Annotated in this window: 14 protein-coding genes; 12 read left to right on the top strand and 2 right to left on the bottom strand. The window is 67.4% G+C overall.

Features of this window, described 5'->3' with window-relative positions; translation table 11 throughout:
* The first annotated feature begins 203 nt into the window (after positions 1-203).
* The 3 genes from ACRDPS_RS07145 (at position 204) to ACRDPS_RS07155 (ending at position 3194) form a co-directional block, all read left to right on the top strand.
* Complete coding sequence (locus tag ACRDPS_RS07145) at positions 204-1187, top strand: carbohydrate kinase family protein (protein WP_431500931.1); 984 nt, start codon at positions 204-206, stop codon at positions 1185-1187.
* 120 nt (positions 1188-1307) lie between these two features.
* Positions 1308-2300: a helix-turn-helix domain-containing protein gene (locus tag ACRDPS_RS07150; protein WP_431500932.1), complete on the top strand. Its 993-nt coding sequence runs from the start codon at positions 1308-1310 to the stop codon at positions 2298-2300.
* 81 nt (positions 2301-2381) lie between these two features.
* The gene (locus ACRDPS_RS07155) at positions 2382-3194 is read left to right on the top strand and encodes a class I SAM-dependent methyltransferase (protein WP_431500933.1); all 813 of its coding nucleotides are present in this window, start codon (positions 2382-2384) and stop codon (positions 3192-3194) included.
* Here ACRDPS_RS07155 and ACRDPS_RS07160 read toward each other — a convergent pair.
* Together ACRDPS_RS07160 and ACRDPS_RS07165 are read right to left on the bottom strand one after the other, a co-directional pair.
* Positions 3191-3436: a sulfurtransferase TusA family protein gene (locus ACRDPS_RS07160; protein WP_431500934.1), complete on the bottom strand. Its 246-nt coding sequence runs from the start codon at positions 3434-3436 to the stop codon at positions 3191-3193. The two genes, ACRDPS_RS07155 and ACRDPS_RS07160, sit on opposite strands and share 4 nt — an antisense overlap.
* On the bottom strand, positions 3433-4554 hold the full coding sequence (locus tag ACRDPS_RS07165; RefSeq protein ID WP_431500935.1) for a cysteine desulfurase family protein: 1122 nt from the start codon (positions 4552-4554) through the stop codon (positions 3433-3435). The genes ACRDPS_RS07160 and ACRDPS_RS07165 overlap by 4 nt, the downstream gene beginning before the upstream one ends.
* A 175-nt stretch (positions 4555-4729) precedes the next feature.
* On the opposite strand from ACRDPS_RS07165, the gene ctaC reads away from it, so the two are divergent.
* From ctaC to phnE (ACRDPS_RS07210), 9 genes are all read left to right on the top strand, one after another.
* Positions 4730-5623, top strand: coding sequence for an aa3-type cytochrome oxidase subunit II (gene ctaC, locus ACRDPS_RS07170; RefSeq protein ID WP_431500936.1), 894 nt, complete (start codon positions 4730-4732; stop codon positions 5621-5623).
* A complete protein-coding gene (ctaD, locus tag ACRDPS_RS07175; protein WP_431500937.1) occupies positions 5620-7302 on the top strand; it encodes an aa3-type cytochrome oxidase subunit I in 1683 nt (560 codons plus the stop codon). The genes ctaC and ctaD overlap by 4 nt, the downstream gene beginning before the upstream one ends.
* Positions 7303-7307: 5 nt before the next feature.
* A complete protein-coding gene (locus ACRDPS_RS07180; RefSeq protein ID WP_431500938.1) occupies positions 7308-7724 on the top strand; it encodes a cytochrome c oxidase subunit 4 in 417 nt (138 codons plus the stop codon).
* Between the two features lie 137 nt (positions 7725-7861).
* Entirely contained in the window at positions 7862-9076 is a 1215-nt protein-coding gene (locus tag ACRDPS_RS07185; RefSeq protein WP_431500939.1) for an Ig-like domain-containing protein, read from the top strand.
* Positions 9077-9306: 230 nt separating this feature from the next.
* Entirely contained in the window at positions 9307-10050 is a 744-nt protein-coding gene (locus tag ACRDPS_RS07190) for an HAD family hydrolase (protein ID WP_431500940.1), read from the top strand.
* Positions 10044-11021: a phosphate/phosphite/phosphonate ABC transporter substrate-binding protein gene (gene phnD / locus ACRDPS_RS07195; RefSeq protein ID WP_431500941.1), complete on the top strand. Its 978-nt coding sequence runs from the start codon at positions 10044-10046 to the stop codon at positions 11019-11021. The genes ACRDPS_RS07190 and phnD overlap by 7 nt, the downstream gene beginning before the upstream one ends.
* Positions 11018-11956, top strand: coding sequence for a phosphonate ABC transporter ATP-binding protein (phnC, locus tag ACRDPS_RS07200; RefSeq protein WP_431500942.1), 939 nt, complete (start codon positions 11018-11020; stop codon positions 11954-11956). The genes phnD and phnC overlap by 4 nt, the downstream gene beginning before the upstream one ends.
* Positions 11953-12783, top strand: coding sequence for a phosphonate ABC transporter, permease protein PhnE (gene phnE / locus ACRDPS_RS07205; RefSeq protein ID WP_431500943.1), 831 nt, complete (start codon positions 11953-11955; stop codon positions 12781-12783). The genes phnC and phnE (ACRDPS_RS07205) overlap by 4 nt, the downstream gene beginning before the upstream one ends.
* A complete protein-coding gene (phnE, locus tag ACRDPS_RS07210) occupies positions 12780-13661 on the top strand; it encodes a phosphonate ABC transporter, permease protein PhnE (RefSeq protein ID WP_431500944.1) in 882 nt (293 codons plus the stop codon). The genes phnE (ACRDPS_RS07205) and phnE (ACRDPS_RS07210) overlap by 4 nt, the downstream gene beginning before the upstream one ends.
* The last annotated feature ends 73 nt before the right edge of the window (positions 13662-13734 follow it).

Consider the following 13734-nt stretch of genomic DNA (forward strand, 5'->3'; position numbering starts at 1 on the left):
CAGCGCGCTGTCGGCGGCGGCGCAGTCGGCGCAGAGCTGTGCCGGGCTGTCGGGGTCGTCGTAAGGCACGCGCAGTTCGGTCATGCAAACGACGCTAAGCACTACCAACCAGTAGCAGAAGGCCGACTCAGCGGTAATATTTCATCTGTTGTCCATGGCCGGTGCTTAGCCGTGCCCGACGTCTCGCCGGTAGGGTTCCGCGCATGTCCGGTTCACTCCTGATCGCAGGCTCCATCGCCACTGACCACCTGATGAGCTTCGGCGGCAAGTTCGCCGACTCGCTGGTCGCCGACCAGCTCGACAAGCTCTCGGTGAGCTTCCTGGTCAACGACCTCGAGATCCGTCGCGGAGGCGTCGGCGCCAACATCTCCTTCGGCCTCGCAAACCTCGGCCTCGCCCCGGTGCTCGTGGGTGCGGTCGGCGAGGACTTCGCCGACTACCGCTCCTGGCTCGAGCGCCACGGCGTCAACTGTGACCACCTTCGGGTCTCAGAGACGCTGCACACCGCGCGGTTCGTGTGCACCACCGACACCGCGATGGCCCAGTTCGCGAGCTTCTACCCGGGTGCGATGGCCGAGGCGCGCGAGATCGAGCTCGGCCCGATCGCGGAGAAGGTCGGCGACCCGTCCTTCGTGCTGATCGCGCCGGACGACCCCGACGCGATGAGGCGCCACACCGCAGAGGCCCGCCAGCGCGGCTACACCTTCATCTCCGACCCCAGCCAGCAGCTCGCCTTCGGCGACGGAGACCTGATCCGTGATCTCGTCGACGGCGCCGCCTACCTGTTCACCAACGAGTACGAGTCCCACGTGCTCGAGCAGAAGACCGGCTGGTCCGCGGACGAGGTCCTCGCCCGCGTCGGCACCCAGATCACCACCCTCGGCAAGGACGGTGCCCGCATCCAGCGCAAGGGTGAGGACCCGATCGAGCTGCCGGCGGCGAAGAACGTGAACGCCGTCGAGCCCACTGGTGTCGGTGACGCCTTCCGCGCCGGCTTCCTGGCCGCGCTGGCCTGGGGCTGCGAGCTGGAGCAGGCCGCCGAGGTCGGCTGCGTCCTGGCCGCCTACTGTGTCGAGACCGTCGGCCCGCAGGAATACTCCTTCACCGCCGAGGAGTTCGTCGCCCGGGTCCGCGAGTCCTACGGCGACACCGCAGCAGACCAGATCGCGCCGCACATCAAGAACTGAAGCAGCGGTCGAGGACGGCCTCCCCGAACCATCGGCAAGTCGTCCTCGACCATTCGCATCGCCGGGGTCTGCCGCTATCGGTACAGTGACGGAGATGCCAACGGGGCCGCGGGACTCGTGATGGGCGAGATCATCGACAGTGCGATGGTCCCGCCATCGGTTCGTCGTGATTTCGTACGTGAGGTCGCAGCAGCCCACTGGGTGACGATGGACGTCACGACAGACAGCGGCGAGGACTGTCTGCGGGCACACCGCGGCGACCTTGGTGTGATGAGTTTGGCGATGTTGAGCGCCGGTGAGCCGGTCAGCTCTCACCGTCCCCAACGGCTGATCGATCAGGACGACCGTGACCTCGTCGAGGTCCTGCTCCCGTGCGGGCCGGCAACCTCCGCGTACGTCGAGCAGTGTGGGAAGCAGACGAGCCTGTCCCCTGGGGACATGACTGTGGTCGACCTCCGGAGGCCCAGCTCGATCCGGGTCGCCGCGGGAGCGGGGCGCTCGACGGTCTTCTTGACGCTGATGATCCCGGCATCACTGCTTCCTGTCGCACGGTCGCGACATGAAGGTCTCTTCGGCGCCCGGATCCCTGCCTCGGCAGGGATCGGAGACCTGACGACGCAGTTCCTGATGCGGCTGGTCGGGAGCATGGACCATATTACCCGGCCGGAGTCGGTGCGCCTGTCGACCGTCGCGCTCGAGGTTCTTGGCACACGGCTGGCCCGGATTCCGGATCGCCCGGACCGCGGGGCGGGGGAGAGCCACCGGTACGCCGATCTCACCGCCGCGCAGAGCTTCATCCTGAAGCACCTGGGCAGCGCCGACCTGACGCCGTCGGCGATCGCAGCTGTCTGCCATGTGTCGCTGCGACACCTCCAACAGGTGTTCCACGACGAAGGTCTGACCGTGGCGGGATGGATCAGGGACAGGCGCTTGGCGGCGTGCCGTGACGAGCTCGCCGACCCGGACCAGACACAGCGGCCGATCTCCGCCGTGGCCGCGCGCTGGGGATTCGTTGACCGGAGCCACTTCAGTCGCGCGTTCCGGGCTGCGTACGGTCTGGCGCCCGGAGAGTTCCGCCGGTCAGCGCTGCTGGACAACAGGACTGCGCGCTGAGTCACCCGCTCAGGTCCTCGCGCGGTGCAGGCTCGGACCGGGCGTCGGCAGGCGCTCGATCCCGCCGATCGGAGGACGCAGATGACGTACGTATTCGAGGATCGAGAGACCGAGCACCAGCGTCTTCTCGCGCAAGGCCAGTTCCTGGACCCGCTGACCCGCCGCCTGCTTCACGAGGCGGGGCTGGAGAGTGGGATGTCCGTGCTAGACCTCGGCAGTGGAGCCGGTAACGTCAGTCGCCTGGCCGCCGAGGTGGTTGGACCGACAGGCACCGTGGTTGGGGTCGACGCCAGTGCGGAGGCGGTCGAGCTCGCCACCTGCCAGACCGATGCCACGAATGTGGTCTATCGCGTCGGGGACGTTCAGGAGTTGGCAACGATCACCGAGCGCTTTGACGCAGTCGTCGGCAGGCTGGTCCTCGCGTATGTGCCAGATCCGGTAGCGGTGCTGCGCGAAGCCGCATCTTTGGTGCGGCCCGGAGGCCTGGTCTGTCTGCACGAGGGCGACTTCTCCTACCGCTGGACCGATCCGCCGGCGATGCCGCTGTTCGCGCAGTCGAGGGAGTGGGCCCTGGAGGCGATGCGGAAGGCGGGAGTTGAGCTCGATATGGGTGCTCGCCTCCACTCCACCTTCTGCGCGGCGGGGCTTCACTCGCCGCACATGGCGGTCGAGGCGGCCGTAGAGAGCGGTCCGGACCTACGCGTGTGGGCATGGGCCAACGTCGTCCTGGGCGCCGTCCCGCTGATGGATCGCATGGGAGTCGTTTCCCCGGCGGAGGTGGTGCCGGCGACCCTCGAGGATCGGCTGTCTGCAGAGGTGAGGACCCATGGCGCATGTTTGATCGGCCCACTGATGACGCGGGCCTGGGCGAGGGTCCCCGAGCGGAGCGTCTAGCTCAGACGGCGTATCCGATAGACGGGTACGCCGTCTTCTGCTGCCACCTCGCCGACGAACTCCTGTCCGCGCATCCGGGCCCAGGCGGGCACGTCATGGTGGGCCGCGACGTCGTCGGCGGCGACGGCGATGACCTCGCCGACCTCGACGTCGACCAGATGTCTGCCGAGCTCGATGATCGGCCTCGGGCAGGCCTGGCCTCGGCAGTCGAGGGTGACGCTCGGCCCGCTCGGCGCGCTCACAGCCCCGCCTCGGCTCGCAGGTCCTTGACGATCCCGGGCAATGCGTCGAGCACGCGCTCCACATCCTCTCGCGTCGTGTCGCGGGTCACAGAGAGACGTACGTTACCGTGCGTCAGCGCTCCCATGGCAGCAAGCACCCGAGACGGTTCGCGGGTGTCGGAGGTGCACGCCGAGCCGCTCGCCACACCGGCGCCGAGACGGTCCAGGGCGGTCACCAGAGCCTCCCCGTCGACGTACAGGGCCGAGAACGTCACCAGGTGGGGAAGTCGTTCCTCGGCGGGCCCGGCCACGTCCACGTCCGGGATCTCGGCCCTGACCCGTTCCCTGACCAGGGAGATCAGCTCGTGCTGGCGCGGGTTGACCTCGGCGCGCTCGGCGACGACGGCCTGCAGGGCCGCGGCGGCGGCCAGGGCACCCGCGATGTTGGTGAACCCCAGGTCGGTGCGCGCCCACGGGTCGCCCGGGAACGGGTTGCGCCACGACGCCCGCTTCCGGACGACGAGCACGCCGACACCACCCGGGCCGCCCCACTTGCGCGCGGAGCCCGCGATCACGTCCCCGGCCGCCGGGAGCGGCAGCCGCCCCATCGATGCGCCGGCGTCGATGAAGAGACGTACGTCGCCACCGCTCCCGTCGACGGCGGCCTGGACGTCCTGGAGCGGCTGAAGGGTGCCGACCTCGTGGTTGGCCTGCTGCACGGCGACGACGTCGACCGCGCCGCCGCGGACGGCGTCACGGACGGCTTCGGGGACGACCCGCGCGTCGCTGTCGACCGTCAGCTCGAGCACGGGGGAGCGCGCCGCCCACAGGACGGCGTCGATGACCGCCTGGTGCTCGACCGCGCTGTAAGCGATGCCACCGGAGCCGAGCCCCAGCAGGCCGGCGTGCACGGCGGCGGTCCCCGAGGATGTGAAAAGCACCTCATCGCGGCGTACGCCCAACGCCTCCGCGGCCACCTCGCGGGCGTTCTCGAGCAGCAGCCCCGCGTTTCGGGCGGGCCGGTGGAGACGGCGCGGGTCGGCGTACCCCTGCTCCGCCGCGGAAAGCAGCACATCCCGGGCGGCGGGATGGAGCGGTTCGGCCGATGCGGCGTCGAGGTAGGTGAAGCGGTCGGTCACAGAACCCAACGTTAGCCACACGCGACATGAGGAACCCCTGAAGATGAATCCGGAGCCGCTCGCGATAGTCTGCCGACATCTGAGTGTTCGCATGAGAGAGAGGCTCGTAGTGGGTCTGCACTTGCCAAGGGCCGGATCGACTCCGTCCCACGCCCGCGCCCGACGTGGTGCGCTGGTGGCGACGCTGACGGCCGGCGCCCTCCTGCTGAGTGGCTGTTCGGACGAGGCGGCGCGTTTCGGCTTCCCCGAGCCACGTTCTGAGCAGGGGGAGCACAACCTTGCTCTGTGGCAGGGTGCGTGGATCGCCGCGTTGATCACGGGGGTCCTGACCTGGGGGCTCATCTTCTGGGCGATCTGGCGCTACCGGCGGCGCAGCGACGCCGACGTCCCCGTCCAGACGCGTTACAACCTGCCGTTGGAGATCTTCTACACGATCGCCCCGGTCCTGATGGTGATCGTCTTCTTCGACCACACCGTCAAGGTGCAGAACGAGATGCTGGACGACGGCAACCCGACCAACGTGATCGAGGTGACCGGCCAGCAGTGGCAGTGGACCTTCAACCACGGCATCGGTGAGCCCGACGTGAGCGCGGACGAGGACCTCGTCGACGACGAGTATCCCTACGACAAGTACGGCTACGTCGTCGGCACCGGGTCGCACATCCCGACGCTGGTCCTCCCCGAGAAGACCACGACGCGGTTCAACCTGCGCTCTGCCGACGTCATCCACAACTTCGGTGTCCCGGAGTTCGGTATGAAGATGGACGTCGTCCCGGGTCGGGTGAACCACTACTCGATCACCACGAAGGAGGCCACGGCCACCTTCGACGCGAACGGCGAGGACCTCATCGAGGGCAAGACGTTCCGCGGGGCCTGCTACGAGCTGTGCGGCGTCTACCACGCCCGGATGATCTTCAAGGTCGCGATCCTCTCCGAGGGCGACTACAAGTCCTATGTCGACACGTTGGCGCAGAAGGGCTTCGAGGCCGAGCGCCCGCTGCTCGGTGGTGGCAAGTCCACCCGCAACGCTGACGACACCGGCACTCACAACGAGGAGGAGGGCGAGTGACCGCCACCGCTGCGCGCCCGGTCACCGGGGGCCCCAAGCCGCTCGGCAAGCAGATCTACCAGCTGCTGACCACGACCGATCACAAGCTGATCGGCAAGATGTACCTGGTCACGTCCTTCTTCTGGTTCCTCGTCGGTGGCCTGATGGCGCTGTTGATGCGCTCGGAGCTGGCGTTCCCCGGACAGCAGGTCGTCAACGACGAGCTGTTCAACCAGCTGTTCACGATGCACGGCACGATCATGCTGCTGCTGTTCGCGACGCCGCTGTTCTTCGGCTTCTCCAACGTGATCATGCCGCTGCAGATCGGCGCGCCCGACGTCGCCTTCCCGCGGCTGAACATGTTCAGCTACTGGCTCTACCTCTTCGGCAGCCTGATCGCGGCCAGCGGGTTCCTCACCCCGACCGGTGCGGCCGACTTCGGCTGGTTCGCCTACACCCCGCTCTCCAGCGCGCAGTACTCGCCGGGTGCTGGTGGCGATCTGTGGATCATGGGCCTCTACATGGCGGGTCTGGGCACGATCCTCGGATCGGTCAACTTCATCACCACGATCATCTGCATGCGTGCGCCGGGCATGACCATGTTCCGGATGCCGATCTTCACGTGGAACACCCTGATCACCGCACTGCTCGCGCTGATCGCGTTCCCGATCCTCGCCGCCGCGCTGCTGATGCTCGAGTCCGACCGGCAGTTCGGGTCTCATGTCTTCGACGCCGCCCACGGCGGTCCGATCCTGTGGCAGCACCTGTTCTGGTTCTTCGGTCACCCCGAGGTCTACATCATCGCGCTGCCGTTCTTCGGCATCATCTCCGAGATCCTCCCGGTCTTCAGCCGCAAGCCGATCTTCGGCTACGTCGGCCTGGTGGCCGCCACGCTGGGCATCGCGATCCTCTCGGTGGCCGTCTGGGCGCACCACATGTTCGTCACCGGAGCGGTGAACCTACCGTTCTTCTCCGGCATGACGTTCCTGATCGCGGTCCCGACAGGTGTGAAGTTCTTCAACTGGATCGGCACGATGTGGGGCGGGTCGGTCAGTTTCGACACCCCGATGCTGTGGTCGATCGGCTTCTTGACGACCTTCCTCTTCGGTGGTCTGACCGGCATCATCCTGGCCAGCCCGCCGCTCGACTTCCAGGTCTCCGACTCCTACTTCGTGGTCGCCCACTTCCACTACGTGGTCTTCGGCACCGTCGTGTTCGCGATGTTCGCCGGCTTCTACTTCTGGTGGCCGAAGATGACCGGACGGATGCTCGACGAGCGCCTCGGCAAGGTCCACTTCTGGCTGCTGTTCGTCGGCTTCCACGCGACCTTCCTGGTCCAGCACTGGCTCGGTGTCGAGGGCATGCAGCGGCGTATCGCCGACTACCTGCCCAGCGATGGGTTCACCTTCCTCAACCAGTTCTCGACGGTGGGCGCGTTCCTGCTGAGCCTGTCGATGCTGCCGTTCTTCTACAACCTGTACGTCTCCCGCAAGGCGCCGCTCGTCGAGGTCGATGACCCCTGGGGCTGGGGCCGCTCGCTGGAGTGGGCGACCGCCTGCCCGGCGCCGCGCCACAACTTCGTCTCCATCCCGAGGATCCGCTCGGAGTCCCCGGCCTTCGACCTCCACCACCCGGAGATCGCGGCGCTGGAGCACGATGAGGACGCTCTTGTCTCCACCAGCTCGAACAAGGAGGGCTGAGCCCGATGAAGTCTGAAGCCTGGATCTTCGTGGTCTGCAGTGTCTTCATGGTGCTGGTCACTCCGGCCTACTGGTTCATCACCGCGGCCTCCGAGGAGGGCGGCGACTGGACCGGCACCTCGGCGCTGGTGATGTGCACGCTGCTGTTCTTGATGATCACCGTCTACCTCGGCTTCCACGCCGCGAAGATGGACCCGAGGCCCGAGGACCGGGAGGATGGGGAGATCGCGGAGGGCGCCGGCGAGTACGGCTTCTTCCCTCCGTTCTCCTGGTGGCCGCTGTGGGCCGGTTTGACCTTCGGCCTCGTCGTCCTCGCTGTTGCGATGGCCGCCTGGTGGCTGCTCATCATCGCCGCCGTCCTCGGCATGCTCGCCACCGCCGGCTGGAACTTTGAGTACTACCGAGGCGAGTTCAAGCACTAGGCCCACCTAGTCAGCAGGGCCCGATCCACAAAGGACCGGGCTCTGCTGCGTCTGTTGGGGATGCCCGGTAGGGTTATGGCGCTTCCGTCCGCGACCCGGGTGGACGCCTAATCCTTCAGGTCTGGAGCAGCGCAACCGTGTCAACGCAGTCACAGTCTCACCGCAACCGCTCGTCCGTACGCCGCAGGATGCCGTTGACCGCCGTCGCGGCCGTCGTCGCGCTCGTCCTCAGCGCCTGCGGCGGTGGCGGCGGCACCGACCCCGAGGCGAAGAAGGCCGAGGAGAAGCCGGTCGTCCAGATCACGCCCAACATCGAGAACGACGCCACCGACGTCGCCATCGACAAGGTCGTCAAGGTCAACGTCGCCAAGGGTCGCCTGGACGAGGTGATGCTGACCGGTGCCAAGGGCACCAAGGTGCGCGGCACCATGTCCGAGGACGGCCTGGTGTGGAGCGCCGGCGATGTGCTCGAGCCGACCGCCGCGTACACGCTCTCGGTCACCGCCACCGGCAACGACGGCAAGCAGCTCGAGAGCCAGACGAAGTTCTCCACCGAGGACCTCGGCCTGGACCGCCAGACCTACCCCTCGATCGCACCGCTGGACGGTGAGACCGTCGGCGTGGGGATGCCGATCATCGTGACGTACGACCTGCCGGTGAAGAACAAGGCCGCCTTCGAGAAGAAGATGAAGGTCAACGCGACCCCGAAGCAGGAGGGGTCGTGGTACTGGGTGAACGACAAGGAAGCGCACTACCGCCCGCGCACCTACTGGCAGGCCAACTCCACGATCGACGTGAAGCTCAACATCAACTCCGTCCCCGCCGGCGGTGGCATCTTCGGCCAGAAGAACCGCCAGATCACCTTCAAGACCGGCGACAAGCACGTCTACCGTGCCAACACCCAGACCCACCAGATGGACGTCTTCAAGAACGATCAGAAGATCAAGACGATCCCGATCACCACCGGCAAGGAAGGGTTCATCACCCGAAGCGGCGTCAAGGTGATCATCGAGAAGTTCGAGCGCAAGACCATGAACTCCGAGACCATCGGGATCAACGAGGGCGACCGGGAGTACTACAACATGGAGGGGGTGAAGTGGGCCATGCGCCTGACGTTCTCCGGCGAGTTCATCCACGGTGCCCCGTGGTCGGTCTCACAGCAGGGCAACGCCAACGTCTCCCACGGATGCACCGGGATGAGCGACGCGAACGCCAAGTTCCTCTACGACATGACCCGCCGCGGTGACGTTGTCGAGACCGTCGGCTCCGACCGAGGGATGACCTTCAGCAACGGCTGGGGCGACTGGAACACCTCCTACGACGAGTATCAGGCGGGCTCCGCGCTCGCTTGAGCGTGTTGTACGACCCGAGCCGACGTCTCGCGTTGCAGACTGAGCCCATCACCTGCGATGCAGGCCGAACCCATTCCCTGCAGTGCAGGCTGAACCCATTCCCTGCACTGCAGGAAATACCGCGTGACATTCGGCGGTTGCTGCTTGCTTCCGGAAGTCGCGTTACCTACGTTCCCCCTATCACGTAATCGCGTTGCGCAGTCCGTGCGGACGGCGCAACGCCTGGAAGGGTGGATCCGTTGTCTCGGCCGGTGCTGGTCCTCGACCTCGACGGCACGGTGTGTCTGGGAGACACACCTGCCCTGCTGTACGCCGAGGGGGTGGCGAGCTTCACGGACGCCCCTGAGGCGCTCCTGGAGCTCAGTGAGGGCTTCCTGGCCAGACGGCTGCCCGAGAGTGCGCCGAAGGCGCTCACGGGCGCTCAGGACGGCTATGAGGCCGTCAGGATCCTGGGTGTCGCGGCCGGAGTCACCGACGAGCAGCTCAGCGCTGCGTACCTCTCGAGCAGGGCCGCGATCGGGGAGCACCCCGGCGACATCCGCACTCCTGAGGGGCTGGTCGACCTGCTCGGTGGGATCGACGCGCACCGGGTGATCCTCACCAACTCGCCCCGCGACGGCCTGGACGCGATCCTCGACCACCTCGGCGTACGTGACGTGATCGATGAGGTGCTCACCGACGCGCTCAAGCCGAGCCGGATGACGGCGCACCTCGACGGTTTCCTGGCGACGGCCGACGCCATCGACACGCCCGAGCGGCTGATGTCGGTCGGCGACATCTGGCGCAACGACCTTGCCCCCGCGGTTGAGCGTGGTTGTGTTGCTGCGTACGTTGACGTCTTCGACCGCCGGCAAGGGCCGGCCCATATTCGTGCAGAATCGCTCGTCGACCTGTACACCGCCATTTCGCAATGGTCACGTGACCCGTCGTCCTTCATCGAAGCCAACCCCTGCAAGGAGCCCGTCCGATGTTGAGAACCCCCAGGACCCAGCTGCTGGCCGTTGCCGCCGCCGCCTCGCTCGCCCTCTCGCTGGCCGCCTGCGGCGGCGGTGAGGATGGCGCCGCACCCGCGGAGGATCCCGAGGAGATCGTGCTGTCGCTGGTTCCCTCTGGCGACGTCGACTCGATCACCGAGAGCGCGAAGGGACTGGAGTCGTTCCTCAGCGAAAAGATCGGGATCCCCGTACGCGCCGAGGTGACCGAGAGCTATGCCGCAGCGATCGTGGCGATGAAGGCCGAGCAGGCCCAGGTCGCGATGCTCGGCCCGGTGGGCATGGTGCAGGCCCAGGACCAGGCCAGAGCGGTGCCGGTCCTGCAGTCGGTGCGTTTCGGCTCGGGGACCTACCACACCCAGTGGTTCACCAACGACCCCGAGACCTACTGCGCCGACGAGGTGAAGGTGGTCGAGGAGTTCAAGTACTGCAACGGCACCGATGCCGCCAAGACCGGTCCCGCCGGTGAGGAGGCGCTCGCCAAGCTCAAGCCGGGCACGTCGATCGCCTTCGTCGACCAGGGTTCGGCCTCGGGCTACTACTACCCGGCGACCCAGTGGGGCCGGGCCTCCGGCGGCGATCCGCTGGTCGACCTGGACGCGCAGTTCGCCGGCGATCACGACGCCGCGGTCCTGGCCGTGGCCCGCGGTGACTACCCGGTCGGGGTGAGCTTCGACGACGCTCGCGAGGAGGTCGCGGCCGACGAGCCGAAGGTCGCCTCCGACGTGGTGGTGTTCGCCTACTCGACCGAGATCCCCAACGACGGCATCGTCGTCTCCAGCGGCATCTCCAAGGACCTGCGTAGCAAGATCACCGACGCCTTCACCGCGATGGCGAAGGACCCCAAGGGACTCAAGACGCTCGAGGCGGTCTACGAGATCGAGGGCCTCGAGCCGGTCGACATGGCCGCCCTGAAGAAGGCGAAGGCCGTGGAGGAGAAGTTCGGCGAATGAGCCCCTCGGATCCAGACGCGCCCGATGACGCGCCCGATGACGCGCCCGATGACGGGCCCGAGGACGGTCCCAGAGGCGGTCGAAGCATCGTCTTCGACGAGGTCTCCGTGGTCTACCCGAACGGGACCCGCGGCCTCGACCAGGTCTCCCTGAACATCCCGGCAGGGGAGTTCGTCGTCGTCGTCGGGCTCTCGGGCGCCGGTAAGTCGACGCTCATCCGCACGATCAACGGTCTGGTTCCGGTCTCCGCGGGGAAGCTGTCGGTGGGTGAGGCCGATGTGACCTCGGCGCGCGGCCGCCGGCTGCGGCGGCTGCGCGCCGAGATCGGGATGATCTTCCAGGGGTTCAACCTGGTGACCCGTCGCTCGGTCATGGGCAACGTGCTCACCGGTCGGCTGCACGCTCAGTCGGTGTGGCGGTCGGCCTTCGGCGTACACACGAAGGCCGACAAGGAGATCGCCTTCGAGGCGCTGGAGCGGGTCGGGATCGTCGAGAAGGCGTGGGTACGCGCGGCCGAGCTCTCCGGCGGACAGCAGCAGCGAGTGGCGATCGCCCGTGCCCTCGCGCAGCAGCCCTCCGTCGTGCTCGCCGACGAGCCGGTCGCCTCGCTCGACCCGCCCACGGCAAACTTGGTCATGCGTGACCTGCAACGGATCAACCGCGATCTCGGTATCACTACCGTGGTCAACCTGCATTTCCTCGATCTCGCTCGGCGCTACGCCGACCGGATCATCGGCATGCGCGCGGGACAGGTGGTCTTCGACGGCACCGCGGCCGAGGCCGACGACGCCGTCTTCGAGCGGATCTACGGACGCTCGCTGACCGCCGAGGACGTCTCGGACGACGCTCGCGTCTCCGTCACCCGGGCCGCCGCTGGGGAGAGCGCTGATGAGAGCGCGGGGGAGACCCCCGCCGAAGAGGCCGCCTCGGAATGACCCAGGCCACCCTCGAACGCCACCCCGACGGTCCGTACGGGAGCCCACCTCGTCCTGCTCAGCCGCCACCGAGCCCGCTGCTCATCGGCGGGATCATCGGCGCGGTCGCCGTCACCGTCGTCGCCGGCTGGACGATCGACTTCTCGCTCGCGCCGGTCCTCGACCAGTGGCCGATGCTGACGATGATCCTCGAAGAGGTGGTCCATCCCGAGTGGGCGGAGATCACCGACCCGTCCTCGCGGCTGTGGGTCGCGCTGAAGGAGACCGCGGCCATCGCGGTCATCGCGACCTTCGTCGGCTCCATGATCGCCCTCGGGGTGGCCCTGCTGGGGTCCAAGGTGAGCGCTCCGCCCGCGATCTACCGGGTGACCAAGTCGGTGATGTCGGCGATCCGGTCGCTGCCCGACATGGCCTACGCGCTGGTCTTCGTCGCCGTCGTCACCGGTCCGCTCCCGGGGATCCTGGCGCTCACGATCTTCAACATCGGCATCGTCGCCAAGCTGACCGCGGAGAGCATCGACGCCGTCGATCCCGGCCCGCTGGAGGCGCTCGATGCCGCCGGGGCCACCCGCTGGCAGCGGGCCCGGGCGGCGATCGTGCCGCAGGTGCTGCCCAACTACGCCTCGTACGTCCTCTATGTCTTCGAGCTCAACATCCGCGCCTCGGTCGTGCTGGGCGCGGTCGGGGCCGGCGGCGTCGGGCAGCTGATCATGCTCTACTTCAACCGGGCCGACTATCCCCGGCTCGCCTCGGTCGTGATCGTGATCTTCGTGGTCGTCATCGCGATCGACCTGTTCTCCCAGTTTCTGCGCAGGAGGCTGGTATGACCTCCGACGCCGCGCCGCGGCCCGAGCAGCCGCCGAAGTGGCCCTACACCGCGGCCGGCCTGGCGCTGGTCGGGGTCGTGCTGTTCGCCGGTTGGTCGCTGGAGGACGCCAGGTGGGAGCGGCTGCCGCAGTTCCCCGGCGAGATCCTGCAGTACGCCGGCCAGATGCTCGACGGCGTGCTCACCTGGCCGGGAGCGCATCCCGACGGTCAGGCCGATCCCGGTCTCACCTACGGCGACTGGTGGTTGCAGGCCCTGGAGCTGATGGGGGAGTCGGTGGCGCTGGCCTGGATAGGCACCTGCGTCGGGGCGCTGTTCTCCTTCCCGCTGGCCTTCCTGGCCGCCTCCAACACCGCACCCTGGTTCGTACGCGTGCCGGTGCGCACCTTCTTCAACGCCATCCGCGCCGTGCCGGAGATCCTGCTCGCGGTGATCGTGATGCTGCCGCTGTTCGGGCTCAACCCGATGGCCGGCGCGATGGCTATCGGCATCCACTCGATCGGCTCGCTCGGCAAGCTGACGCTGGAGAACATCGAGGCGGTCGATCAGCGCCCCGTCGAAGCGGTCACGGCGGCCGGTGCGTCGTGGTGGCAACGCGTCCGTACGGCGGTGGTGCCGCAGATGCTGCCGGAGACGGTGGCGTTCTGGCTCTACCGCTTCGAGGTGAACATCAGGGCAAGCGCAATTCTCGGCGTCGTGAGCGCCGGTGGAATTGGTGCCCTTCTAAACCGTGTCCTTCGAGGGCGAGAATGGGAATGGGGTGGAATCATGCTCGCTGTGATCATCATCGTGACGATCCTGGTAGACCAGATCTCCGCAGGTCTGCGTCACCGGATCCTGCACGGCACCGAGACTCCCATGGTGGAGGCGGCGGCATGAGCGAGCGCAAGCGAGCGACCATGAGGGTCAGGCCGCCGGTTCCGTATTCTCTGAACTTCGTGACGGAGGCGGC

This window comes from Nocardioides sp., assembly GCF_050699375.1.
In the GTDB taxonomy this organism is placed as follows: domain Bacteria; phylum Actinomycetota; class Actinomycetes; order Propionibacteriales; family Nocardioidaceae; genus Nocardioides.

Bases quoted from the DNA above. Each gene is read 5' to 3' on its own strand.
- ACRDPS_RS07145 (WP_431500931.1), top strand. From the start codon at position 204: ATGTCCGGTTCACTCCTGATCGCAGGCTCCATCGCCACTGACCACCTG.
- ACRDPS_RS07150 (WP_431500932.1), top strand. From the start codon at position 1,308: ATGGGCGAGATCATCGACAGTGCGATGGTCCCGCCATCGGTTCGTCGT.
- ACRDPS_RS07155 (WP_431500933.1), top strand. From the start codon at position 2,382: ATGACGTACGTATTCGAGGATCGAGAGACCGAGCACCAGCGTCTTCTC.
- ACRDPS_RS07180 (WP_431500938.1), top strand. From the start codon at position 7,308: ATGAAGTCTGAAGCCTGGATCTTCGTGGTCTGCAGTGTCTTCATGGTG.
- phnD (WP_431500941.1), top strand. From the start codon at position 10,044: ATGTTGAGAACCCCCAGGACCCAGCTGCTGGCCGTTGCCGCCGCCGCC.
- phnC (WP_431500942.1), top strand. From the start codon at position 11,018: ATGAGCCCCTCGGATCCAGACGCGCCCGATGACGCGCCCGATGACGCG.
- phnE (WP_431500943.1), top strand. From the start codon at position 11,953: ATGACCCAGGCCACCCTCGAACGCCACCCCGACGGTCCGTACGGGAGC.
- phnE (WP_431500944.1), top strand. From the start codon at position 12,780: ATGACCTCCGACGCCGCGCCGCGGCCCGAGCAGCCGCCGAAGTGGCCC.